We start from the raw sequence: 25,357 nt of genomic DNA on the forward strand, positions 1-25,357 counted from the left end.
CTCAATCCAGGATGTAGACCAGCGGAAACAACAGCACCCACACCAGGTCCACCATGTGCCAATACAACACGCCGGACTCCAGGCCACTGCACTGCCGCGAGCCATGGCGACTTCGCCGACAGCCCTCGGCCAGCCAGCCGAGGATCGCCATGCCCAGCAGCACATGCAGGAAATGGAACGCGGTTAGGATCCAGTACAGGGTGAAAAAGGTGTTGTGCTCAAGGCCCAGGCCGCTGGCCGAGAGATGGGCATATTCGCTGAGCTTGATGCCCACGTAGCCCGATGCAAACAGCAACGCCACGCACAACAGCAGAGCACTCCGGCGCGGCCGATCCAGCTTGACCTGCTCCAGGGCCAGTGCGGCGAACAGCCCGGCAGTCAACAGGCTCAGCGTCATCGCCAGTCCCGTCGAGCGATCCAGCAACTGCCGGCCTTCGCTGAAGATTTGCGGATACAACGCCTGGGCGACGGCGAACGTCAGCATCAGCAGCGCGAACACCGAGAGCTCGGCGAGGATGAAGAACCACATCGCCAGATCCCCCGGTAGACGCCGGGGCATGACTGCGATTTCAGCCGAAGTGGACATCGACCACATCCATCAAGGCGGCGACAGTCTGCGGATCGTCGCTCAACGGCTCGGCCAGACACGCCAGGCACGCTTGCCGCGGATTCATGCCGGCGCCGATCATGCGCGCGGCGAAAATCAGCAGGCGGGTCGAAGCCACTTCTTCCAGGTCGTGCTGATCGAGCCGGCGCAGGGCCTGGCCCAGGCGCACCACCTGGGCGGCCAGGTCCAGGTTCACGCCCGCCTCACGGGCGACGATGCGCTCTTCATCCGCCACGGCCGGATAGCCAAAACGCATCGCGACGAAACGCTGGCGCGTGCTGGGCTTCATGCCCTTGAGCAGGTTCTGGTAACCGGGGTTGTAAGACACCACCAGCATGAAGGAACGAGGTGCCTGGAGCACTTCGCCGGTGCGTTCCAGGTACAGCTGCCGACGATCGTCGGCCAGCGGATGCAACACCACCGCCGTGTCTTGCCGCGCCTCGACCACCTCGTCCAGGTAACAGATGCCACCCTCGCGCACCGCCCGGGTCAACGGCCCATCCTGCCACCAGGTGCCCTGGGCACCGATCAGGTGGCGGCCCACCAGGTCGGCGGCGCTCAGGTCGTCGTGGCACGCCACGGTATACAGCGGCAGCTTCAAGCGGTGAGCCATGTGCTGGACGAAACGGGTCTTGCCACAGCCCGTCGGCCCCTTGATCAGCACCGGCATGCCGTGGTGCCAGGCCTGTTCGAACAGTGCCTGTTCGTTGTCCTGGGGTTGATAGAAAGGTTCGTCCGGATGGGGGGAGATCTGACTCAGGTTCATGGCGTGTCCTGCTTGAACAATACGATTACCGCTCACGCTACGGGGCCCTGCGACAACCTGGCAAGGCACTCGGCGGGCAAACTTGATCGAGGTCAAGCGAGTAATCACTGAGCAGGGAATAGCCTTGCATTGCACCCGGAACCTGCGCGCCGAACATCCGTTACAGCGCAGCGCGGGTCATGCCTGAGGAGAAATGGAATGCTGATCAGCCACAAAAAATCGTGGGTCCTGAGGGTCACGGCGCTGTGTACGGCGCTGGCCGCGCCCCACGCCTTCGCCGACCAACCCGCCGCCCCGGAGCAACCGCGCATGGTCAAGACCGAAGGCGCGCCGGACCTGAGCCACGCCGACTTCGACGCGGCCAAGGAAATCTACTTCCAGCGCTGCGCCGGCTGCCACGGCGTACTGCGCAAGGGCGCCACCGGCAAACCGCTGACGCCGGACATCACCCAGGCACGTGGCCAGGCGTACCTGGAAGCGCTGATCACCTACGGCTCGGCCGCCGGCATGCCGAACTGGGGCACCTCCAATGCGTTGACCAAAGACCAGATCACGGTCATGGCCAAGTTCATCCAGCACACCCCGCCAACGCCACCGGAATGGGGCATGGCGCAAACCCTCAAGACCTGGAAAGTGCTGGTCAAGCCTGAGGACCGGCCGACCCGGCAGCTCAATAGCCTCAACCTGCAAAACCTGTTTTCCGTCACCCTGCGCGATGACGGCAAGATTGCCTTGATCGATGGCGACACCAAGAAAATCGTCAAGCTGATCGACACCGGCTACGCGGTACACATTTCCCGCATCTCGGCGTCGGGGCGCTACCTGCTGGTGATCGGCCGGGATGCCAGGATCGACATGATCGACCTGTGGCCTAAAGAGCCGACCAAGGTCGCGGAGATCAAGGTGGGCATCGAAGCCCGCTCGGTGGAAACCTCCAAGTTCAAGGGCTACGAAGACAAGTACACCATCGCCGGTTCCTACTGGCCGCCGCAGTTCACCATCATGGACGGCGAAACCCTGGAGCCGAAACAGATCGTCTCGACCCGGGGCATGACCGTCGACACCCAGCAATACCATCCCGAGCCGCGTGTGGCGGCCATCATCGCCTCCCACGAGTGGCCGGAATTCATCGTCAACGTCAAGGAAACCGGCAAGGTGATGCTGGTCAATTACCAGGACATCAAGAACCTCACCATCACCAGCATCGACGCCGCGCCGTTCCTCCATGACGGCGGTTGGGACAGCAGTCATCGCTACTTCATGACGGCGGCCAACAACTCCAACAAGGTGGCAGTGATCGACTCCAAGGAACGCAAGCTCACCGCCCTGGTGGACGTCGGCAAGACCCCTCATCCGGGGCGCGGCGCCAACTTCAACCATCCGCTGTACGGACCGGTCTGGGCCACCAGCCACCTGGGCGATGCCGGGGTTTCGATGATCGGTACCGACCCGGTCAAGCACCCGCAATATGCCTGGAAACAGGTCGGCTCGCTGCAGGGCCAGGGCGGCGGTTCACTGTTCATCAAGACCCATCCCCAGTCCCGTCACCTGTATGTGGACACCACCTTGAGCCCCGACGCCAAGCTCAGTCAGTCGGTGGCGGTGTTCGACATCGACAAGCTCGACGCCGGCTACACCGTGCTGCCGATTGCCGAGTACGCGGGCATCAAGAAAGGCGCGCTGCGGGTGGTTCAGCCTGAATACAACAAGGCCGGCGACGAGGTCTGGTTTTCGGTCTGGAGCGGCCAGGAGGACGAGTCGGCACTGGTGGTGATCGACGACAAGACCCTCAAGGTCAAGGACGTGATCAAAGACAAGCGCCTGATCACTCCGACCGGGAAATTCAACGTCTACAACACCCAACATGACATCTATTGAGCTCCATCAATAAGAGGAAAAACCATGAAGCCTATTCTGATCGCGTTGGCCCTGACCGCCCTCTCCAGCCTGCAACCGGCGCTGGCCGAGGATGGCCCGACACTGTTCAAGAGCAAACCCTGCGCGGCTTGCCATGCCATCGACACCAAGGTGGTAGGCCCGGCCCTCAAGGACGTCGCGGCGAAAAACGCCAGCGTCCCCGGGGCCCAGGAAGTGCTCGCCAAGCACATCAAGGAAGGGACGCAAGGCAACTGGGGGCCGATGCCGATGCCAGCGAATCCGGTGACCGAAGAGGAAGCCAAGGTTCTGGCGGCATGGGTGTTGAGCCTTAAATAGCCCCTGGCGAGAGACACTTTGTAGCGAGGGGATCTGTAGCAAGTGGATCTGTGGCGAGGGGATTTATCCCCGCTGGGCTGCGGAGCAGCCCCACAAAAAAGCGGCACTCATCAGCCTGACACACTGCGACATCAGGTTCTGGGGGCTGCTCCGCAGCCCAGCGGGGATAAATCCCCTCGCCACAGATAAATCCCCTAGCCACAGATCAATCCTCTCACCACAGATGATTGTTGTTGCTCGCACCCTTTCAATTCAGGAGGACGTCATGGAACGACACAGCGCTGCAACCTGGACGACGGCCCTGCTCCTGGCCTTTTCTGCCTGCGCCCTGGCCACCCCCGATCCCCAGCGCCAGGCCCAATTGCAACACCTGCTGGACCAGGACTGCGGCGCCTGCCACGGCCTGTACCTGACCGGCGGCCTCGGCCCGCCCCTGACCCGTGCCGCCCTGGCCGGAAAACCCCGCGACAACCTCATCGCCACCGTCACCCAAGGCCGCCCCGGCAGTGCCATGCCCGGCTGGGCGCCGCTGCTCGGGCCTGACGACATCCGCTGGCTGGTGGACCGGCTCCTGCAAGGAAAACCCGCCCCATGATCCGTTCCCTCCTGTCATTTTCAGCCGCGGTGTTGTTGCTGTCGGCCTGCGCCCAGACACCGCTGCGCGGCACCGGCGACCTCGGTGTGGTGGTGGAGCGCGCCAGCGGCAGCCTGCAGATCATCGAAAGCGAGCGGCGCACCGCGCTCGGTCGTATCGAAGGGCTGGGCGACCTCTCCCATGCGTCAGTGGTGTTCTCCCGCGATCAGCGTTATGCCTACGTGTTCGGTCGTGACGGCGGCTTGAGCAAAGTCGACCTGCTGACCTTGCGGATCGAGCGGCGCATCCTCCAGGGCGGCAACAGCATTGGCGGTGCGATCAGCCAGGACGGCAAGCTGATTGCCGTCTCCAACTACGAACCCGGCGGCGTCAAGGTGTTCGATGCCCGCACCTTGGAACAGATCGCCGACATCCCGGCCACGCCCTTGCCAGACGGCAGCAAGCGCTCCCGGGTGGTCGGTCTGGTGGACGCACCGGGACAGCGCTTCGTGTTCAGCCTGTTCGACACCGGCGAAATCTGGACCGCCGACTTCAGCCAGGGCCCACTACCACGCATCGAGCGCTTCACCGCCATCGGCCAGCAGCCCTATGACGCGCTGATCACGCCCGAGGGCCGCTACTACATGGCCGGTTTGTTCGGTGAGGACGGCATGGCGCAGCTCGACCTGTGGCATCCGGAACGCGGCGTGAAGCGCGTGCTGGGGCATTACGGACGCGGTCAGGCGCGGCTCCCGGTGTACAAGATGCCTCACCTGGAAGGCTGGGCCTTGGCCGACGGACAGGCTTTCGTCCCCGCCGTAGGGCATCACCAGGTGCTGGTGATGGATGCCCGTGACTGGCAGCAGACCGACACCATCGCCGTGGCCGGCCAGCCGGTATTTGTCACGGCACGACCGGACGCCCGGCAGTTGTGGGTCAACTTCGCTTATCCGGACAACGACCGGGTCCAGGTCATCGACATCCAGACCCATGCCATCGTGGCCGATCTGCGGCCGGGACCGGCGGTGCTGCACATGGAATTCACCGCTCGCGGCGACCAGGTGTGGCTGTCGATTCGGGACGGCAACGAGGTACAGGTCTGGGACCCTTACCGACTCGAACGCCTCGCGACCCTGCCCGCTCTCAGTCCCAGCGGCATTTTCTTCAGCAGTCGCGCGCATAAACCGGGGTATTGAGCATGATCGGGAATTCACTGGCCCGTCGCCTGATCGACCGTTTCCAGCATGGCATGCCGTTGTGCGCCGAACCCTATCGGGCGATGGCCGACGCCCTCGGTTGCAGCGAAGCCCAAGTCCTTGACTGCCTGCAACACCTGCAAGTGGCCGGCACCCTGTACCGGGTCGGCCCGGTGTTCGAGCATTCCCGGGCCGGTGCCAGCACCCTGGCGGCCCTGGCCGTGCCCGAGGACCGCTTGCAACAGGTGGCCGCCCGCGTCAGCCAATATCCCGAGGTCAATCACAACTATGCCCGGGAGCATCGCTACAACCTGTGGTTCGTCCTCACCGGCCCCGACCGCGCGCATCTGGAAAACGTTCTCCGGGAACTGGAGAGCGACACCGGCCTGACACCGCTGGACCTGCCCATGCTCACCGCCTACCGCATCAACCTGGGCTTTGTCCTGGAGGCCACCCCATGAACAAACCGTTGAGCGAACAGCAATCGCTGGCGCTGCGCCGTCTCCTGGAGAGCGGCCTGCCCCTGACGCCACGCCCCTTCCAGGTCCTGGCTGAACAGATCGACGCCGACGAACGACAGGTGCTCGAGCAGATACGGCAATGGCAGGGACAAGGCCTGTTTCGCCGGGTCGGCCTGGTGGTCAACCACCGGGCCTTGGGTTTTGCCGCCAACGCCATGCTGGTGCTGGATGTGCCGGACGCGTTGGTGGATGAAGTCGGTCGCCGCCTCGGCAAAGCCCCGGGCATCAACCTGTGCTACCAGCGACCACGGCGCCTGCCCCAGTGGCAGTACAACCTGTTCTGCATGATCCACGGTCGTCAGCGTGACCGGGTCGAGGCCCAGGTCCAGGCATTGCTGGCCGAGCACTTGCTGGACGATCTGCCCCACCAGCTGCTGTTCAGCACCCAGCTGTTCAAGCAATGCGGTGGACGCTTCACCGCTCCGGCAGGAGCCCGTATTGATGGATGACCTCGACCGACGCCTGATCAACCGCCTGCAACTGGGCCTGCCGTTGGTGCGCCAGCCTTGGCAGGCATTGGCCCTTGAGCTGGACAGCAGCAGCGCCGAACTGCTCGACCGGCTGCACGAATTGCTCAACGACGGCGTGCTCACCCGCTTCGGCCCGATGTTCGATGTCGACCGCCTGGGCGGTGCGTTCACCCTGGCGGCGCTGGCAGTGCCCGACGCCCGTTTCGAAGCCGTTGCCGAGCAGCTCGCGGCGATGCCCGAGGTGGCCCACAACTATCGCCGCGAACACCACCTGAACATGTGGTTCGTGCTGGCCTGCGCCAGTGCACAGGCGATTCGCGCCAGCCTGTTGCGCATCGAGCGCCTGACCGGCCTGGTGCCGCTGAACCTGCCCAAGGAGGAGACTTACCATGTCGGCCTGTATTTCCCCGTCTGAACCGTCGCTGCAAGCACCACCGCCGTTGAGTGAAACATCCCTGGCGCGGCGACTGGTCGAACTGACCCAGGAAGGTCTGCCGCTGCTGGAAGACCCTTGGGCCTGGCTCGCGGAACAGTTGGGACTGAGCGTGGAATCCACCCTCGACCTGCTCAAACGCCTGCAGGCCGAAGGCGCCATCCGCCGCATCGCTGCCGTTCCCAACCACTACCGCCTGGGCTATCGCCATAACGGCATGACCGTCTGGGACGTCGCCGACGCCGACATGCCGCGCCTTGGCTCGCTGCTGGGCGCGCAGCCCTTCGTCAGCCACTGCTACCGGCGTCCGCGCAGGCCTGGCTGGCGCTACAACCTGTTCGCCATGGTCCATGGCCGCAGCCGCGCGGAAATCGACAGCTACCGCGACCATCTGCGCTACCTGCTGGGAGATGCCTGTGCCGCCGACGACATGCTGGTGAGCAGCCGCATCCTGAAGAAAACCGGCCTGCGCCTGACGCCGGTCAGTTAAACCACAACCCTGTAGGAGCAAAGCTTGCTCGCGATGGCGGTGGAACAGCCAATAGCAGTCGACTGACTTGCCCCAGTCGCGAGCAAGCTTTGCTTCCACAGGTTTGTGCACTGAGCCCATAGATCGAGAACTCGTGTATCGGAAGGAGCGACCATGTTGAGGATCAGCCACTATCTGCGCGCCCTGGCCGGCCAGTGCCCCGCCCCACGCACCGCACCCGCGGGCAGCAGCCGGGCGCCGGTGGTGATCTGGAACCTGCTCAGGCGCTGCAACCTGACCTGCAAGCACTGCTACGCCACCTCGGCCGACAGCGTGTTTCGCGACGAGCTGGACACTGCCGCCGCGCTCAAGGTTATCAACGACCTGCATGACGCCGGTGTGCGCGTACTGATCCTCTCCGGCGGCGAACCCCTGTTGCGCGAGGACCTGTTCCAGCTCAGCGCCCATGCCCGCGACAAAGGCTTCTTCCTCGCCCTGTCCACCAACGGCACGCTCATCGACCCGAGCAATATCGAGCAGATCCGCGCCGCGAACTTCGACTACGTCGGCATCAGCATCGACGGCCTGGAAGCGACCCACGATGCCTTCCGCCAGCTCAAAGGCAGCTTCGCCCGCTCCATGGCCGCCATCCGACTCTGCCGTGAGCGAGGGATCCGGGTCGGACTGCGCACCACCCTGACCCAGCAAAACCATGCCCAACTGCCCCGGCTCCTGGACCTGATGAATGAGTACGACGTGCAGAAGTTCTATCTGTCGCACCTCAACTACAGCGGCCGGGGCAAGCGCAGCCGCAAGCTCGATGCCCATCAACAGATGAGTCGCGAAGCCATGACGATGATCTTCGAGCGGGCCTGGAGCGACATCGAACAGGGCCGCGAGAGTGATTTCGTCAGCGGCAACAATGACGCCGATGCGATCCTGCTGCTGCAATGGATCGCCCGCCGTCAGCCTCACCACTGCGCCGAACTGGAGCGGATGCTGCGGGCCTGGGGCGGCAATGCCTCGGGCAGTGGTATCGCCAATATCGACAACACCGGCGAGGTCCACCCCGACACCTACTGGTGGCAGCACTCGGTGGGCAATGTCCGCCAGACGCCGTTCAAGACCCTCTGGCTGGAGCGCCCCGACGCGCTTCTGCTGAAACTGCGCGAGCATCCGCGAACTGTCGGAGGTCGCTGCGGACAATGTCGCTGGCTGGCGATCTGCAACGGCAACACCCGCACCCGCGCCTGGGCCAATGGCGACCTGTGGGGCCAGGACCCCGGCTGCCATCTCAGCGACGAGGAAATTGGCCTGGATGCGATCCCCAGCGTGGCGATGCCTTGCACCCGATAACTTGAGTCCGAACCAAGGAAACCCCATGCCCGTCCCCCTCGTTCTACCCGCGGCGTTGCAATCCCCCTTCAGACCGGGCGAAGTCGCTCTGGTCGGCGCCGGCCCCGGTGACCCTGGCCTGTTGACGCTGCGCGCCTGGAGCCTGTTGATGCAGGCCGATGCGGTGGTTTACGACCGCCTGATCAGCCCACAATTGCTGAGCCTGATCCCATTGCCGTGCGCCCGGCATTATGTCGGCAAGGCGGCTGGCTGCCACAGCCTGCCCCAACCGCAAATCAATGAGCTGCTCGCCGATCTCGCCGACCAGGGCCAACGGGTGGTCCGGCTCAAGGGTGGCGATCCGTTCATTTTCGGCCGTGGCGCCGAGGAACTGGAATACCTGCTGGCCCGTGGCATCGATTGCCAGGTGATACCCGGCATCACCGCCGCGTCCGGTTGCAGTGCCTACGCCGGCATCCCGCTGACCCATCGCGACCTGGTCAACTCCTGTCGCTTCATCACCGGCCATCTGCAACGCGAAGGCGACCTGGACCTGCCGTGGCAAAGCCTGGCGGAGGCCAGCCAGACCCTGGTGTTCTATATGGGGCTGTCGAACCTGGGCACCATTGCCGCGCGGTTGATGGAGGCCGGCCTGGCAGCCGACACCCCGGCGGCACTGGTCAGCAACGGCACCCGCCCCGACCAGCAAGTGCTGCGCGGCACCCTCGCGCAACTGCCGGAGTTGGCAAGGCGTTGCGCCGAAGGCCTGCCGACCCTGACGGTGATCGGCCAGGTGGTCGGGCTGTTCGCCCAGCAACCGCTGCATCATCCGGCGCGCCTGCTGCCCCTACCCACCCGGCCTCAATTGTCGAAGGTGGCGCCATGAGGTGCTGGTGGCTGACATCATTGCTGTGGATCAGCGCGGCCCACGGCAGCGTGAGCGGCGGGCCGGACCGGGAACAGGCCGAGCGCGATTACCAGCAGCACTGCCAACAATGCCATGGCGTCAATCGCATCGGCGGCGCCGGGCCCGCGCTATTGCCCCAGAGCCTGAGCCGGATCAAACCCGACGAAATCCGCCAGGTGATCGAGAACGGTCGCCCGGCGAGCCAGATGGCGGCGTTCGGCGCGGTGCTCGAACCCGCGCGGATCGACAGCCTGACCCATTACCTCCAGCGTCCGCCCGCCGTCGAGCCGACCTGGAGCGAAGAGGACATCCGCCACAGCCACCGCATGCTGGCGGATGTCGCAACCCTTTCCGACAAGCCCCAGCACAACGCCGATCCGTTGAACCTGTTCGTGGTGGTGGAAGCCGGCGATCATCATGTCGACATCGTCGATGGCGATCGCTTCGAAGTGCTGGCCCGCTTCGCCTCACATTTTGCCGTGCATGGCGGGCCGAAGTTTTCCCCTGACGGGCGCTTCGTCTACCTGGCGTCCCGGGACGGCTGGATCAGCCTGTATGACCTGCACAATCTCAAGCTGATCGCCGAGGTGCGCGCCGGGCTCAATACCCGCAATCTGGCGGTGAGCAAGGACGGTCGCTGGGTGCTGGTGGGCAATTACCTGCCCGGCAATCTCGCGGTGCTGGATGCCCGGGACCTGTCGCTGGTGAAGATGATCGAGACGGTGGGCCGCGATGGCCAGGCTTCGCGGGTCAGCGCGGTCTACACTGCCCCGCCGCGCAACAGTTTCATCGTCGCCTTGAAGGATGTGAAGGAAGTCTGGGAGCTGTCCACCGGTCCGAAGCCGGACTTCGTGCCAAGGCGCATCGAGGTCCAGGACCAACTGGATGATTTTTCCTTCTCGCCCGATTACCGCCAGTTGCTCGCCACCTCCCGCCAGGCCCAGGGCGGACAGGTGATCGACCTGGACTCCGGCCGGGTGGTGACCGACATCGCCTTGCCGGGGATGCCTCATCTGGGCTCGGGCACCTATTGGAAACGCGACGGGCGCTGGCTGTTCGCGACGCCCAATATCAGCAAGGGACTGGTGTCGGTGATCGACCTCGACACCTGGAAAGTCATCAAGCAGATTCCGACCCTGGGACCGGGGTTCTTCCTGCGCAGCCATGCCAATTCCCGCTACGCCTGGACCGACGTATTTTTCGCCCAGGGCAACGATGCCATTCACCTGATCGACAAACAGACCCTGGAAATCGCCCGCACCCTGCGCCCCATGCCCGGCAAGACCGCCGCCCACGTCGAGTTCACCCGTGACGGCCGTCATCTGCTGCTGAGCATCTGGGACACCGACGGTGCGCTGATCGTGTATGACAGCAATACACTCGAGGAAATCAAGCGCCTGCCCATGAACAAGCCTTCGGGCAAGTACAACGTCGGCAACAAGATCGAGTTTGTCGAAGGGACATCCCACTGAACAGCGGTAAATCGTTAACGAGGGCCCCCCGAGCTCAGCCCGCCTCTATGCTTGCCCCTGCCACCGCTATCGCGAGCAGGCTCGCTCCCACAGGTCCGGCGCCCGGCATCAATACCCCATCCACCGCAAAATCCACTGTGGGAGCGGGCTTGCTCGCGAAGGCGTCGGTCCAGCCTGCCCCTATGTTGCCCCTGCCACCGCTATCGCGGGCAAGCCCGGCTCCCACAGGGTCCGGCGCTAGGCTTCGATACCGCATCCACCGCAAATCCACTGTGGGAGCGAGCCTGCTCGCGAAGCGCCAGACAGACAACGCCGATCAGCCATTCATTCAGTGCAACCCATAGGAATAAAGCCCGCCATCATTATTGTCGTACCAATTGCCGTTGCCCCAGATCACCCGGTCCTGAGCCGGCTGAAACCCGACAACGCCCAGGTAACCATCAATGTCCAGGCGCTTCCAGGACTGGCCCCAGTCGTTGGAATAGAACACCCCGTCGGCCGAAATGGTCGCGTCCGACCACCAGTAGAGCCAGCGCGGCGGGTGGTGTCTGCTGGAGGTGTTGATCAGCAAGCTGTTTTGCCCGACCCAGAAATTCTCCTCGCGCACCCGGCTCTCCGAGGCCAGGGGTGCAAACGCGCTGGGCAGCTCGCTCAAGGTGCGCCAGGTCAGCGCGCGGGTGTCCAGTTCGGCGATGAGGTCGCGGCCACGGTTGCCCTGGTCGATCAGTCCGACGACCCGTCCGCTGTCGTTCTGGATCAGCTTGCTGATAAACAGATTGTCTTCACGCCGCAGCTCCACTACTCGCCACTCCCCCGCTTCACGCTGCAAACGGGCGCGGGTGGTCAGGTTGAACGCGAGGTTGTTGCCGACACCATCGGGATTGCTGGCCCAAAAGCGCTGGGACACCCAGATGAAGGCATGCTGGGCATCCAGTTGCAGGACATTGGTTCGCACATCCCCTTGCTCGCCCAGGTCGGTGTGCCATTGAGTAATATCGGGGTGTTTTTCCTGCACTGACTCAGCGGACACCAGCAACGACTCGGACGCCATGACCGGTGTGCTGCTCATGCCACGATCGGCAGAGTAGAAGACCCCGGTGGGAACGGCTCCCGGGGTCGCCTCGCCGCCGAAGTCATCCGCCGTGGCCGGCCGGCCCCAGGCCCAGACTTCGTCAGCGCCGTGAAAATATGGCTTCAGGCTCCAGGCCAACTGGTCGGCACCGGCAAACCAGCCTTTGCTCAACCAGGTCCAGCGCTTGCCTTGATCGTCGCTGCGCAAGACCACGGTCTGGTTGATGTCGTCGCCACTGGCACTTTCAGGCCGGTCAAGACCGGTCAGCAGGAATACACTGGCGCCGTCCGGACTGGCGACCAGGCAAGCCGCGCCACTGACGTGAGCCACCAGTTGGAACTGCCCCTGGGCATCCAGGCGTGAAATGAAGGAGGTTTCCTCTTCACGGACGATGAGGTTGGCGTAAAACCCCTCCGGCTCTGGCGCTTTCGGTCTGCCATAGACCACGGTGTCCAGGTTCACCACCTCGGCACCGGGGTTCAACTGGCTGGCATCACCATCCAGGCGTCCGACCAGCCAGGTACCTTGCGCGGTCACGACGACGCCCGTGCAATACTGGGTCATCGCTCGCAGCCGGGTATCCTTCACCGATCCGAGCTGTTGCTGGTCTGGACTGGCACCGCCCCACTCCAGCTTGGCGCTGGTCAGCATCCACATGTACCACAGCCCGGCGGCGCCCAACAGCGCGGCAAACAGAGTGACGAACAGTTTTGATCGAGGCATGAAAGGTCCATATCCATCGGAAAAATGAGAAGCTTTTCTCATTTCTTTCAACGCCAGTAAATTTTTATCGCACGAAAACCGCTAAAGCCTGTCGCATGATTTCATCGCTGTGACTCAGGCTGCATTTTGCATTTGCCGAGCGATGCAGTTTCGCCGCGCAGCCTCAACGGGTTAAGGTCGCACTGAACTACAAGGAACACCCGATGCCCCCACGCGTCAGCCTGGACAGCTCTGCCCCACCGCCCGAGTACAGCGGTTTCGTCCGGGTGCGTGGCGCCCGCGAACACAATCTCAAGAACATTGATGTCGATATCCCCCGCGATGCCCTGGTGGTGTTTACCGGCGTGTCGGGATCCGGAAAGTCGTCGCTGGCCTTCTCGACGATCTACGCCGAAGCCCAGCGCCGCTATTTCGAATCCGTCGCGCCGTATGCGCGACGTCTGATCGACCAGGTGGGCGTGCCGGACGTGGGCAGCATCGAAGGGCTGCCGCCGGCGGTGGCTTTGCAGCAGCAACGCGGCACGCCCAGTGCGCGATCCTCGGTGGGCAGCGTCACCACCTTGTCGAGCCTGATTCGCATGTTGTACTCCCGGGCGGGCAGCTATCCGGCCGACCAGCCGATGCTTTATGCCGAGGACTTCTCGCCCAATACGCCACAGGGCGCGTGTCCGCAATGCCATGGCCTGGGCCGGGTCTACGAAGTGACCGAGGAGTCCATGGTGCCGGACCCTTCGCTGACCATCCGCGAGCGCGCCGTCGCGGCCTGGCCGATGGCCTGGCAGGGCCAGAACCTGCGGGATATCCTGGTGACCCTGGGCTATGACGTCGATATCCCGTGGCGCGACTTGCCGAAAAAGCAGCGCGACTGGATCCTCTTCACCGAAGAAACACCCACCGTCCCTGTGTACGCCGGGCTGACGCCGGCCCAGACCCGCGCCGCTCTCAAGCGCAAACTCGAACCCAGTTACCAGGGCACGTTCAGTGGCGCCCGGCGCTACCTGCTGCACACCTTCATGCAATCGCAAAGCGCGCAGATGCGCAAACGCGTGGCGCAGTACATGCGCGCCAGTGCCTGCCCCGAATGCGCGGGCAAACGTCTCAAGCGCGAGGCGCTGACCGTGACGTTTGCCGGCCTGGACATCGCCGAGCTGTCGCATCTTTCCCTGTTGGAACTGGCCGATGTGCTCAAGGGTGTCACGGCTCCGGATTATCTGGAGCAACCCGAAGAATCGACCGGGGTCCTCACCCACCGGCAAACCAGAGAGGCTCGCGAGCAACGTGCCGCCAGGGGTGACAACCCCCACGCAGGCGGGCCGGACGCACGCCATACGCCCAACCTGTCGCTGGAAAAACGCTTGGCCGCCCAGCGCATTGCCGCCGAACTGCTGGAGCGGATCGTCACCCTGATCGACCTCGGCCTGGGCTATCTGGCCCTGGAGCGCAGCACCCCGACGCTGTCCTCCGGCGAGCTGCAACGCCTGCGCCTGGCGACCCAGCTCAACTCCCAACTGTTCGGGGTGATCTATGTGCTGGACGAACCTTCCGCCGGCCTGCACCCTGCCGACAGCGAAGCCCTGTTCGACGCCCTGCAACGCCTCAAGGCCGCGGGTAATTCGGTGTTCGTGGTCGAACACGACCTGGACACCATGCGCCGCGCCGACTGGCTGATCGACGTGGGCCCGGATGCCGGCGAACAAGGTGGCAAGATTCTCTACAGTGGCCCGCCTGGCGGTCTTGCCCAAGTGCCGGAATCGCGAACCCGCGCTTATCTCTTTGCCGAACAGACTCTTGCCCCGCGCAGCTCGCGAACACCCGCCGACTGGCTGCGCCTGGAGGGCATCACCCGCAACAATCTCGACAATCTGAGCGTTGCTTTTCCCCTCGGCTGCTTCACGGCCGTGACCGGCATTTCCGGCTCCGGTAAATCCAGCCTGGTCAGCCAGGCCCTGCTGGACCTGGTGGGCACCCACCTGGGCCTGGCCAGCCACGACCCCGAACCGGATGAGGCAAGCCTGGAAGACGAACCCGAACAGACCAGCGACGGACGTGTCGCCGGCGGGCTCGACACCATCAAGCGCCTGGTCCGGGTGGACCAGAAACCCATCGGCCGTACACCGCGTTCCAACCTCGCCACCTACACCGGGTTGTTCGACCACGTGCGCAAGTTGTTTGCCGCAACGCAGCAGGCCCGCGAACAGGGATTCGATGCCGGGAGGTTTTCCTTCAACGTCGCCAAGGGCCGTTGCGAAACCTGTGAAGGCGAAGGCTTCGTCAGTGTCGAGTTGTTGTTCATGCCCAGCGTATATGCCCCCTGCCCGACCTGCCATGGTGCGCGCTACAACCCACAGACGCTGACCGTGAACTGGCAGGGACTGAACATCGCGCAGGTGTTGCAATTGACCGTCAACCAGGCGCTCGAGGCATTTGCCGGACAAGCGGCGCCACGACGTGCATTGCAGGTCCTGCAGGATATCGGATTAGGCTACCTGCGCCTGGGTCAACCGGCCACGGAGCTGTCCGGCGGCGAGGCCCAGCGCATCAAGCTGGCGACGGAACTGCAGCGTAAAGCCCGAGGGGCGACGTTGTATGTATTGGATGAACCAACCAATGGCTTGCACCCCCAAGATGTCGATCGCCTGCTCGTGCAGTTGAATCGCCTAGCGGATGACGGCCACACGGTGGTCGTGGTGGAGCACGATATGCGGGTGGTGGCGCAAAGCGACTGGGTCATCGATATCGGTCCGGGAGCAGGTTCCCAGGGAGGAAAAGTAGTGGCTTGCGGAACGCCGGGCCAGGTGGCCGACTGTGCGCAAAGTCGAACGGCAGGGTTCCTGAAAAGTGCGCTGCAGCGTGAACATTAAGCTTTTTTAATGCCACTGGCTGTGTCGGAAAAGCTGTCTATACTGCGTTCCAGTTAATCGTTTCAGTACGTGTAGTTTAACTAGCGGTCTCGCTGCCCACGGTGTGAGACCGTACTTGCCAGGAGGCACAATGGCATCATTCAAGCCCATTTCAAGCCATCTGTTCAATTTGATCCAGGAAGTGGAGAACAACATCTCGGGTGTGAGCGAAGAGGAGTACACCGAGATACTGGGGTGGATATTCTCCAAACTGGGGATTGACAAGTTCGCTTACGTCCATCTTGAACCTACGCCGCTCAACAGCTCCAAGATTTCCATCTACAGCAACTATCCATCCGAATGGGTGGATACCTACCGCAAGAACTCACTCTACAAATCAGATCCGGTCATGGCCAACACGGCCATCACGGCAACACCTTTTTTCTGGAATGAAATACCGGCGGAACTAGACAACAATCCCGAGATATTCGACCAGTCAGCCTCCTACGGCATCAAACAGGGTTACACCGTTCCCATCCATGAACCCGGTCGGGCATTCGGTTCACTTCACCTGTCTTCAGAAGAGAATGATCCCGACTTCCCCCTCATCGTCCGCTCGAATCTGTTCATCATCAAAACCCTCAGCGTCATCGCCAATCAATATCGGCCCGTGACAACCAGCATTGAAAGCAACTTGAAACTATCGCCCAGGGAAATTGAATTCCTGCGCTGGCTCGCGTTGGGAAAAAACTACAAGGAGATCGGCCTGATCATGAATATCACCGAGCGAACGGTGAAGTTTCACGCCAAGCAGATGACCGAAAAAATGGATTGCACCAATGTCAAGCAAGCTATGATCAAAGCGGTGCAACTGAACTTCGTTTGACCCCTTTCCTCTATACCTCTCCCCTCTGGCGACGATCTTATCGAGATCCGACGCCATACCTGGCATTACCGCAGTTACGCCCCTCAGGCGAACACTACTTGTGATGCAATGTTGAAAAGCATGCCGCACGCGAACAAACCAATCACCAGCGAAATGGCCCGACTCAAAAACCGGCCGGAAACGATGGTGTGGAGTTTACGTCCGCAGAATGCCCCAATCGCGATCCAGACCAGCCCGACCGGAAATATGATAGCCGTGAACAACATCATGAATGGCAAGTAGTCGCTCAGTGACAAAAACGTTCCGGTCGGCGCAACAAAGGAAACGAAGAACAGCCCTTTCGGATTGGTCAGCGTCGCCACGAACAGGTCAGGCACATTGATGCCTACCGAGTCGCCAGGCAGATGGTCTTTTACCGAGAACCAAAGTTTCAGGGAAATATAAAACAAAAAACACACAGCAAAGAACTTTGTCGCAATAACCACCCAGGAATGCTCAGTCATCAGGAGATCGATGGAAACTCCCCACATCGTCATCTGGATGACATAAGCCAGCCACTCCGCCACGACAAACCTCATGGAGCGAGCGTTCAGCCCTCTCTTTATTCCGGTTTGCAGCAGCAATGAATTAGTCGGTCCCGGAACCAACAGGACAGTCATCAGTGAAAACGCGATATAAGACATAAGATCATCCATGCCAGGAGCCACGATGGCTCATCTTTTCAGGTTCGGACCGGCCCTCTTCATACAACATCAACTTTTTAGTTGTATGACGTCAGACCAATTTTTCACACTTAGAGCAGTTACACTAATGCTACGACGGCATCGTATTGTGCCTTCTACCCATAGTTCATACAGTCGTTTAGACTTTCAGCAGGGCCGCAAGCCTGCAATTTAAGAACACTCCCGAATCTTTATGACAAACTGGTTACTTACCTCGGTTTCGGTGTCAATTTTTCGACCCGCCCATTATCAGTGCTTTATGGGAGCTCCAGCCAACCGTCAAAAAAACAGGCATTCACCCGTTAGCTGAATACGCCCTCAGGTTATCTCTTTGCGACATCCAGCGCTTACTTCAATCCGGTACTTTTTTGGACACTAGACGGTACTAAACCAGCTCTCTCCCTCCTCTTCCAAAACACTATTCATCGCATTTATCCCTCAACTAATTAGACTATCCACTCTACAAAATTCAGCACTGTACTTTAGTACAGTTGAAATGATTTAGTGCAAAGTCAACAGTAGCCTCACCCACAACCAAGAAACGTCACTCATGAACTACTCCTCTTGTATTCATCATTTTTCCGGCGTATCTACCCGCATTGCAGGCTACTCGAAAATACCAACCCAAACGCTGCAACAAATTCTTGCTATTCGTAAAACCGCCTTCATCGATAGAAAAAAGTGGGACATTGAAAGTTATCAAGGCAGTGATTACGAATGGGATGAATATGACGATCCTGACGCAGTCTATATTTATACTCACACCCATGAACAGGTCTCCGGCTGTGTGCGATTACGCCCTTCCAACAAACCGACTCTCATGAGTGGCGCTCTAAGTTTCATTCTTCCCACCGACAACATCAGGCCTCGTTCACCTTACTGTTGGGAAGCCACCCGATTCGCACTTTCGGCCGATAGAACTTCCGCGGTGCAAGTCACCCAGACCAACATGGACGTTCGCACGGTGGCACTTTTTCTGTCAATGATAAAGTTTGCACAACTGCAAAATATAGATACCTATGAAATTGTCGTCGACACCATGATGGAAAAAATTCTGAAACGTTCCGGGTGGATAGTTGACAGGCACAACACGGCGCGGGGCTCAAAGGGCGAGACCATCATCTACGGCACACTGCCCTGCACGTCTGACGCTTATAAAGAAGTGCTCAGAAAGAATGCCATCCAGACCATCACCGCCTACGAACAATTTCTTATGGACAACCGCTCAACAGACACATCCCATAAACCCTTTGACATCGACCAAGCGCACACTGACCGAAACACTCCAACAAAAAAACAAATGCACACCGAGTTGCATCTATAACACCAAGACTCTGGCATGAAATTGGAGAAAGGATGAACCTACAACGACTATTCCCGCATGTTGGCAAAGTGATTGCCAGTACTGGAAGCCGCAACTTTCCTCGCTTGTTGCACGACTTGATACTTACCGAAATACCTGTCGACGCAACGCATATTACCGAGCAAAGAATAGGATCGAGCCATATTTCTGAACCCAGCACTTCCAGCATAGGTGGCGTCGGCATGGACAGCGCCTGCATCGACGCGATCATGGATGCGCATACCGCCAAGCCTTTTTTCCTCGCCGATGATATTTTTTTCGAGGATTCGACCCCACAAAAAGTCCCCAATTTTTCCCGCTGCCTGCTCAATCGTGAACAATCGGACAGCCTCCTCTACCACAACACCACCTCTCAACTGCACCTGACCACCCGTAAAAATGGTATTCGCTATGTTCTTTCCGTCTACCGCTCACCTTTTTCCAGCGGATTCACGGCACAGGAACATGCCCTGCTGAAAGATTTTTCCTGCCTTCTGTTACCCATGGTCGAAGAACATGTTGCCGCCCTGGTGCCAGCGGAGGTCCACCGACAGGATGCTTGCCTGCCGTTGGATGGTCCGGAAAATGGCGGGATGGAAGCATTACGCCAGAGATTCGCCGACCGGCTGGCTTTGTCCGGGTTGAGCTTGTCCTCCCGTGAAACCGAAGTGTGTGTCGGTTTGCTGGCCGGACGCACCGCCCCGGAACTGGCCGAACAACTCAACCTGAAAGTCAACACCGTCGAAAGTTATCTGAAACGTGCCGCTATCAAGATGGGCATAGGTGGACGCCGCTCGCTCATCCGCTGGATGCACTCGATGGATGCCACGCCCTCGGGCATCGAGTGGAATGGTACCCCGGCAATTCGCCAAGCCGTATAAAACGTCCCCCCCAACCTTTGCTCGATCACTGCAATCGAGCGGGCGTTGGGGGATGATTCATGCCCGCGTATTGTTCCCCTCCATTCTTTCCCCGGTCGATCTGCGCACGTGCAGCTTCAGCCACTCCAACACATCGTCGACATAAGTAAAAATCACCGGCACCACCAACAGACTCAACAGCGTCGAAGTCAGCAAGCCGCCCATGACCACCACGGCCATCGGCTGCCGGAAGCTGGGGTCTTCACCCATTCCCAGCGCGGTGGGCAACATGCCTGCGCCCATGGCGATGGTGGTCATCAGAATGGGACGGGCACGCTTGTGGCAGGCATCCACCAACGCGTCATATCGGCCCAGACCATAATCGCGGCGAGCCATGATCGCGTATTCCACCAACAGAATGGAGTTCTTGGTCACGATGCCCATCAACATCAGCAAACCGATGACCGATGGCAGGGAGAAGCTGAAGTTGCACACCAACAGGGCCACCAGGGCACCGCCCAGAGAGAGCGGCAGCGCCGAAAGAATCGTGGCCGGTTGCAGGAAGTCGTGGAACAACAGCACCAGGACCGAGTAGATACAGAACACTCCGATGGCCATGGCCAGGCTGAAGCTACCGAACAATTCAGTCATCAGTTGCAACTCGCCCTGCTCCACCCTTTTTACCTCCGGTGGAAGGTTGCGCATCGCCGGTAGCTGGCTGGCCTCGGCCATGACTTCGCCCAGGTTGCGCCCGTTGAGTTCGATGGACAGGGTGATATTGCGCAAGCGATCGAGCCGACTGATCTGCGCCGGCCCGCTGCCCAGGCTGATCTCTCCCAATGAGGCCAGGGCGACCTGGCCGTCGCGACCGGTGACCCTCAGTTGGTTGATGCTTTGCAAATCGTCGCGCAGCAGCGAATCCATGCGCACCCGCACATCCACCTGACGCTGCGACAGATTGATTTTCCCCAACTGCGAGGAGTATTCGCCGTAGGTTGCCATGCGCAAGGTATCGGCGATTTCCTGGCTGGTGATGCCCAGTTCCGCCGCGCGGGCAAAGTCCGGGCGCATCTGGATTTCCGGGCGTTGCAGGGCACTGCTGGAGGTGACATTACCGATCCCGTGCAGCTCGCGCAGTTGCGGTTCCAGAGCACTTGCCGTGCGCTCCAGCAGGTCGCCGTCGTCGCTGGCCAGGATGATATTGAGTTTCTCGCCGCTTCCATCGCCCCCAACATTGATCCGTACTCCGGGCAATGTACGCAGCGCCTCGCGCATCTGTGCCTCGACTTGCACCTGTTTGAGGTCGCGCTGATCCCGATCCACCAGATCGACCGTCAGGATGGCGTCACCGGCGCCGGTTATATCGGCTGCCCCGGCGCCCGAGCTGCTGGCCGTCCCCACCGAGATGAACACATGCTTGACCTGGGGCATCGCGCTCAGCCTTTCGCTGGCCTGCAATGCCATCGCGGTGGTCTTCTCCAGCGTCGTGCCGGGAGGCAGCTCCAGGGTTATCCGGCTGCGACCGACGTCCTGGGCCGGCAGGAAACTCGTGGGCAACAACGGCACCAGTGCGAGGGCGCCGATGAAAAACAGGCTGGCCAGGACCATCGTGGTTTTGCGGCGGGACAAACTGGTATGGATCCAGCCCAGGTAGCGGGTCATCAACGGGCCGTCATGCGCGGCATCGGTTTTTGCCTTGAGGAAGTACGCCGCCATCATCGGCGTGAGGACCCGGGCCACCAGCAGCGAAAACAACAGCGCCACCGAGGCGGTCACGCCGAACTGGCGAAACAGTTTGCCAGCCACGCCGCCCATGAACGCCGTGGGCAGAAACACCGCGACCAGGGTGGCGGTCGTGGCGAGCACCGCCAGGCCGATTTCATCGGCGGCTTCGGTGGCCGCCTGAAGCGGCGTCTTGCCCATGCGCAGGTGCCGCGCAATGTTCTCGATTTCGACGATGGCATCATCCACCAACACACCGATGACCAACGCCAGGGCCAGCAGGGAGACAGCGTTGAGCGTGAACCCGGCCAGGTACATCACGCCAAAGGTAGGGATGATCGACAACGGCAACGCCGTGGCGACGATCAGCGTGGCGCGCCAGTCCCGCAGGAACCACCACACCACCAGCACCGCCAGCAGCATGCCTTCGTAGAGCAGGTTCATCGAGTCGTGGTAGTTGGCGAGTACGGCCTTGACCGTATCGCTGGCCTCGTCGATGCGCACATTGGGATGCTGCTGGACAAACTCGGTCATGCGCTGGCGCACATCATTGGCCACACCGATATCGGAGAATCCCAGTGACCGGGTGATCTGGAAGCCGATCACCGGCTTGCCGTCGCGAAAAGCCCGGCTGCTGCGCTCGGCGTGGGTGTCGCGAATCTCCGCCAGTTGGTTCAACGCCAGCAGGCGGCCATCGCCGCTGGGAATATCGATGGCGCCGAGGGCCGCCGGATCATCGATGGCCCCCAGGGTGCGCACGGCCTGCTGGCCGCTGCCCAGATTGCCCTGGCCACCAGAGTTGTCCTTCTGCATCGCCCGCAGCTGTGCTGCGACGTCCGCGACACGGATGCCCAACCCGGCCATCAAGGCCGGATCGAGATTGACCTGGACCTCCCGGTCAACCCCGCCAATGCGTGAAATCAGGGCCACGCCCGGCACCGACAGCAGCTGTTTGCTCAGCTCATTATCGACAAACCACGATAGCGCTTCTTCATCCAGGACGTCGGAAGCGATGACATAGGTCAGCAGCGGCGATGCGCTGGTGGTCAGCCGGGACACCGAAGGCGTATCCAGGCTGGCCGGCAATTGCGGCATGGCGCTATCGACCGCGTTGCGCACTTCGTTGAGTGCCTCGTTGCCGTCCTTGTCGATGTCGAAACTGACGCTGATGCTGACCGCGCCGTCAGTGATCACGGTCGTCACATGTTTGAGCAGGCGCAAGGACGTGAGCTTGTCTTCGATCTTGCGCGCCACCTCGGTTTCCAGCTGTTCGGGGGCGGCACCTTCCAGCGAGGCGCTGATCACCACCATCGGCAGGTCCATGTCCGGGAAGTCCTGGATGGCAAGTTTGCCAAAGCCCAACAGGCCGAAGAGCGTGAGCAGGATAAACAGCATCACCGCCGGGACCGGATAGCGGATCGACAAGGCTGAAATATTCATGGTTGAGCGACCTGGGATTGCACGAGGGTCACACTCGCGCCGTCATTGAGGAAGGCGCCACCGGCACGCACGATACGGGCCGCCTGATCATCCAGCCCACTCAGGATCTCCACCGCCTCGTGCATCCGCCTGCCCACCACCACCGGTCGCTGGACCACGTGCATGTCGTCGTTGAGGGTGAACACATAGGAGCGGCCATCACGCAGGATCACCGCCGTGTCCGGCACCGTGAGCGCTTGGCGGGGCGCCAGTTCGATCTGGCCGCTGGCATACATGCCGGCCTGGGCGGGGCTGCCGGTGGGCAAGGAGATATACACCAATGCCCGGCTGGTCTTGGTACTCAAGGTGGGCGACACCAACCGTACCTGCCCCTCCAGGCTCTGCCCCCCCGGCAACGTCAGTCGGGCGACCTGGCCGGCCTGGACCTGGGCCAACTGCCGGGCATCCAGCTCTGCCTGCCATTCGATGCGACCGTCACGCACCAGGCGAAACAGCTCGTCACCGGCGGACAACACCTTGCCGAGCAGTGCCGTGCGTGCGGAAATAATGCCGTCGTCCACCGCCACGATACGCGTTTGCCGCAGCCTGATCCGGGTGCTTTGCAATTCCGCCCGGGCCCCGGCCAGGTCAGCCTCGGCCAGTGCCACCTTGATGCGATAGTCTTCGCGCTGTTGCTCCGACAAGGCGCCGCCCTGGCCGACGACCCGGGCACGACGGTCGTTGGACCGGGCCTGCTCCAGGTTGGCTACTGCCTGGGCGACCAGCGCCTTCTGCTTGCTTTCCTCGGCGAGCACCGTGTCAGAAGCGAGCGTCGCCAGCAATTGCCCCTTCTTTACCCGACTGCCCACGTCGGCTTCGAGGCTGGCGATGCGCAGTCCGCTGGTCTCGGCGTTGATGACCGCTTCCTGCCAGGGTGCCAGTGCACCATTGGCGAACAGCAGCTGCGGCCAGAGCTGGGGCCTGGCCTGGACCACTTCCACGCTCAGGCTGCTGATACTGGGGGCGGCCGCGACCGGCTCGGCGCCACGGCGAAACGTCAGCAGGATTGCCACGACCGCAAGCACGGCGATGGTCAGCAGGATCTTTCGCAACATTGGCCTCACACGCCTTCTCCGTTCGATGTCGGGTGCCGAGCCAGCGGCTGACCGATTTGCCATCCGCCGCCCAATGCCTTGTACAGCGCGATCCAGTAGCGAACCTGATCCTGTTGCAAGGTGATCAATTCGATTTCCGCCGTCAGCGCCTGGCGGCGGGCGGTTTCACGGTCCAGCAGACTGACGCTGCCAGCCTGCCAATTGCGGTCGATGGCCTCGAACGACTCACGAAAACCGGCAGTGGAACGCTCGACATCGGACTCCCGTCGCCGCGCCGCATCGAGACGCACCAGGGCCTGTTCGACTTCCATGACACTGGTGCGCAGCGTCTGGCGATAAACCGCGAGGGCCGCGTCGTAGGTAGCCTTGGCACCGTCCACCGCCGCGCGACGTTTGCCGCCGTCGAACAGGGGGACCGACAACACCGGGCCCAGCGACCAGGAGCGGTTGTGCTGCCCCACCGTATTGCCGACGGAAAAGGTGCCGGACAGGCTCAGGCTCGGTAGCCGCTCGGCCTGGGCCACGCCGATCTCGGCATTCGCCGCCGCCAGTTCCCGTTCGCGGGAGGCTACATCGGGGCGCTGGCGCAGCAGGTCGGCGGGGATCTGCTGCACGTTGAGTCCGGCGGGCTCCGGCAGTTGCGCCGGGGTCTTGCCAAGCACGCCGATCAATCGTCCTTCGTCGCCGCCGGTCAATGCCACCAGGCTCTTGAGCAGCACCTCGCACTCGCTTTGCTGCTGGACCAGGGCTGCCGCGCTGCTGGCGGCACTGGCATCGGCCAGGGCCGCATCGGCGGACGATGTGAAGCCGGCATCGAACGACTGACGGGTGATGCGCGCCGTATCCTGTTGCGATTGGGCCTGATCCCTATAGGCCAGCACCAGTTTCTGGCAACCACGGTATTGCACGTAGTAGTCGCCCACCTGTGCCGCCAGGGAAACCCGGGCGTCATGCCAGTCATCGACCCGCGCCTCGACCCGTGAACGGGCCGCTTCGTTATTGCGCCGCAGTTTGCCGAACAGGTCGAGCTCCCACGCCGCGTCCAGCGCGGCGGAAGAACCTGAGCCGCCCAGGCGCTGGGGCCCCGTCTGTTGGCCGCCACGCCCCTTGGATAACCGGCCATCGACCTTGGGCAAGGCATCGGCTGCATCGCTGTCCGCAGTCGCCCGTGCCAGGGCGATATTGGCCCACGCCTGGTCCATCGACGGACTGTCAGCTTCGGCTAGGCGCAGCAGTTCGGCCAATGCCGGGTCGTCGAACTGCTGCCACCAGTCCGCCAAGGCGGCCACGGACGCACCATGGGGCAAGGGGGCCTGCCACTGTGTCGCGACCGGGACGACCGGCACCCGATAATCCGGTCCCAATACGCAGCCGCTCAGGACCGCCGCACACAGTGTCACCAGCAGTAGGTTTTCCCGGGGCTTGAAGGCATACATAGGTTTTTTGGAAGCCTGGCAGAGTGAACGGACCGTTCAGGGACGCGGCAGATTCGATTCGGTTATTTAACCTTGGGGCCGGTTTTGTGTCTGGCGTGGGAAACGGGGACAGGTGCCGGCCAGAAAGCTCGCGCTAAATGCAGAGGCCTGCTGAAATGGCCCGGACTTGCCTGATATGGGCCGCTCTGTTGCTGGCAACGAATGCCCCTTTTGTGGGAGCGGGCTTGCTCGCGAAGGCGTCAGCACATTCAGCATA

Annotated in this window: 22 protein-coding genes; 15 read left to right on the top strand and 7 right to left on the bottom strand. The window is 61.8% G+C overall.

What is annotated here, in order from left to right; all coding sequences use genetic code 11:
* Window position 1: 1 nt before the first annotated feature.
* Window positions 2-586, bottom strand: coding sequence for a cytochrome c oxidase subunit 3 family protein (locus tag LOY35_RS16175; protein ID WP_258624749.1), 585 nt, complete (start codon window positions 584-586; stop codon window positions 2-4).
* The gene (locus LOY35_RS16180) at window positions 570-1,373 is read right to left on the bottom strand and encodes a CbbQ/NirQ/NorQ/GpvN family protein (protein WP_258624750.1); all 804 of its coding nucleotides are present in this window, start codon (window positions 1,371-1,373) and stop codon (window positions 570-572) included. Before LOY35_RS16180 ends, LOY35_RS16175 begins: the two co-directional genes overlap by 17 nt.
* A 198-nt stretch (window positions 1,374-1,571) precedes the next feature.
* On the opposite strand from LOY35_RS16180, the gene LOY35_RS16185 reads away from it, so the two are divergent.
* From LOY35_RS16185 to LOY35_RS16235, 11 genes are all read left to right on the top strand, one after another.
* Entirely contained in the window at window positions 1,572-3,251 is a 1,680-nt protein-coding gene (locus LOY35_RS16185; protein ID WP_408981158.1) for a cytochrome D1 domain-containing protein, read from the top strand.
* Between the two features lie 24 nt (window positions 3,252-3,275).
* Complete coding sequence (locus tag LOY35_RS16190) at window positions 3,276-3,587, top strand: c-type cytochrome (protein ID WP_047702838.1); 312 nt, start codon at window positions 3,276-3,278, stop codon at window positions 3,585-3,587.
* Window positions 3,588-3,852: 265 nt separating this feature from the next.
* Window positions 3,853-4,182, top strand: coding sequence for a cytochrome c (locus tag LOY35_RS16195; RefSeq protein WP_258624752.1), 330 nt, complete (start codon window positions 3,853-3,855; stop codon window positions 4,180-4,182).
* A complete protein-coding gene (locus LOY35_RS16200; RefSeq protein ID WP_258624759.1) occupies window positions 4,179-5,357 on the top strand; it encodes a cytochrome D1 domain-containing protein in 1,179 nt (392 codons plus the stop codon). Before LOY35_RS16195 ends, LOY35_RS16200 begins: the two co-directional genes overlap by 4 nt.
* Before the next feature lie 2 nt (window positions 5,358-5,359).
* Window positions 5,360-5,818 (top strand): Lrp/AsnC family transcriptional regulator, encoded by a 459-nt coding sequence (locus tag LOY35_RS16205; RefSeq protein ID WP_258624762.1) that lies wholly within the window; start codon window positions 5,360-5,362, stop codon window positions 5,816-5,818.
* A complete protein-coding gene (locus LOY35_RS16210) occupies window positions 5,815-6,327 on the top strand; it encodes an AsnC family protein (protein ID WP_258624764.1) in 513 nt (170 codons plus the stop codon). The genes LOY35_RS16205 and LOY35_RS16210 overlap by 4 nt, the downstream gene beginning before the upstream one ends.
* On the top strand, window positions 6,320-6,763 hold the full coding sequence (locus tag LOY35_RS16215; protein ID WP_258624765.1) for an Lrp/AsnC family transcriptional regulator: 444 nt from the start codon (window positions 6,320-6,322) through the stop codon (window positions 6,761-6,763). The genes LOY35_RS16210 and LOY35_RS16215 overlap by 8 nt, the downstream gene beginning before the upstream one ends.
* Window positions 6,738-7,271 (top strand): Lrp/AsnC family transcriptional regulator, encoded by a 534-nt coding sequence (locus LOY35_RS16220; protein WP_258624768.1) that lies wholly within the window; start codon window positions 6,738-6,740, stop codon window positions 7,269-7,271. The genes LOY35_RS16215 and LOY35_RS16220 overlap by 26 nt, the downstream gene beginning before the upstream one ends.
* 153 nt (window positions 7,272-7,424) lie before the next feature.
* Window positions 7,425-8,606 (top strand): heme d1 biosynthesis radical SAM protein NirJ, encoded by a 1,182-nt coding sequence (nirJ, locus tag LOY35_RS16225; RefSeq protein WP_258624769.1) that lies wholly within the window; start codon window positions 7,425-7,427, stop codon window positions 8,604-8,606.
* 25 nt (window positions 8,607-8,631) lie between these two features.
* Entirely contained in the window at window positions 8,632-9,471 is an 840-nt protein-coding gene (gene cobA, locus LOY35_RS16230; RefSeq protein ID WP_258624773.1) for a uroporphyrinogen-III C-methyltransferase, read from the top strand.
* Window positions 9,468-10,964: a nitrite reductase gene (locus tag LOY35_RS16235; protein WP_258624776.1), complete on the top strand. Its 1,497-nt coding sequence runs from the start codon at window positions 9,468-9,470 to the stop codon at window positions 10,962-10,964. Before cobA ends, LOY35_RS16235 begins: the two co-directional genes overlap by 4 nt.
* Before the next feature lie 328 nt (window positions 10,965-11,292).
* Here LOY35_RS16235 and LOY35_RS16240 read toward each other — a convergent pair whose 3' ends face one another.
* Window positions 11,293-12,759, bottom strand: coding sequence for a hypothetical protein (locus LOY35_RS16240; protein WP_258624779.1), 1,467 nt, complete (start codon window positions 12,757-12,759; stop codon window positions 11,293-11,295).
* A gap of 203 nt (window positions 12,760-12,962) precedes the next feature.
* Here LOY35_RS16240 and LOY35_RS16245 point away from each other — a divergent pair, with 203 nt between their 5' ends.
* Window positions 12,963-15,620 carry an excinuclease ABC subunit UvrA gene (locus tag LOY35_RS16245; RefSeq protein WP_258624783.1) on the top strand — a complete coding sequence of 886 codons (2,658 nt, stop codon included), beginning with the start codon at window positions 12,963-12,965 and terminating at the stop codon, window positions 15,618-15,620.
* 130 nt (window positions 15,621-15,750) lie between these two features.
* Window positions 15,751-16,485: a LuxR family transcriptional regulator gene (locus LOY35_RS16250; RefSeq protein WP_258624786.1), complete on the top strand. Its 735-nt coding sequence runs from the start codon at window positions 15,751-15,753 to the stop codon at window positions 16,483-16,485.
* 83 nt (window positions 16,486-16,568) lie between these two features.
* Here the strand turns inward: LOY35_RS16250 and LOY35_RS16255 are convergent, their stop codons facing one another.
* Window positions 16,569-17,168 carry a LysE family translocator gene (locus LOY35_RS16255; protein WP_258624787.1) on the bottom strand — a complete coding sequence of 200 codons (600 nt, stop codon included), beginning with the start codon at window positions 17,166-17,168 and terminating at the stop codon, window positions 16,569-16,571.
* A 589-nt stretch (window positions 17,169-17,757) separates the two neighbouring features.
* On the opposite strand from LOY35_RS16255, the gene LOY35_RS16260 reads away from it, so the two are divergent.
* Window positions 17,758-18,531, top strand: coding sequence for an acyl-homoserine-lactone synthase (locus tag LOY35_RS16260; protein WP_258624789.1), 774 nt, complete (start codon window positions 17,758-17,760; stop codon window positions 18,529-18,531).
* A gap of 32 nt (window positions 18,532-18,563) precedes the next feature.
* Window positions 18,564-19,430: a helix-turn-helix transcriptional regulator gene (locus LOY35_RS16265; protein ID WP_258624791.1), complete on the top strand. Its 867-nt coding sequence runs from the start codon at window positions 18,564-18,566 to the stop codon at window positions 19,428-19,430.
* Window positions 19,431-19,487: 57 nt separating this feature from the next.
* On the opposite strand, the gene LOY35_RS16270 is transcribed toward LOY35_RS16265, so the two are convergent.
* From LOY35_RS16270 to LOY35_RS16280, 3 genes are read right to left on the bottom strand one after another with little or no spacing between them, the layout of a single operon-like run.
* Window positions 19,488-22,571, bottom strand: a complete 3,084-nt coding sequence (locus tag LOY35_RS16270) for an efflux RND transporter permease subunit (protein ID WP_258624793.1) — start codon at window positions 22,569-22,571, stop codon at window positions 19,488-19,490.
* Entirely contained in the window at window positions 22,568-23,662 is a 1,095-nt protein-coding gene (locus LOY35_RS16275) for an efflux RND transporter periplasmic adaptor subunit (protein ID WP_258633656.1), read from the bottom strand. Before LOY35_RS16275 ends, LOY35_RS16270 begins: the two co-directional genes overlap by 4 nt.
* 8 nt (window positions 23,663-23,670) lie before the next feature.
* Window positions 23,671-25,101 carry an efflux transporter outer membrane subunit gene (locus tag LOY35_RS16280; protein ID WP_258624795.1) on the bottom strand — a complete coding sequence of 477 codons (1,431 nt, stop codon included), beginning with the start codon at window positions 25,099-25,101 and terminating at the stop codon, window positions 23,671-23,673.
* Between the last annotated feature and the right edge of the window lie 256 nt (window positions 25,102-25,357).

The sequence above is a fragment of the Pseudomonas sp. B21-028 genome, assembly GCF_024749045.1.
Classification (GTDB): Bacteria; Pseudomonadota; Gammaproteobacteria; order Pseudomonadales; family Pseudomonadaceae; genus Aquipseudomonas.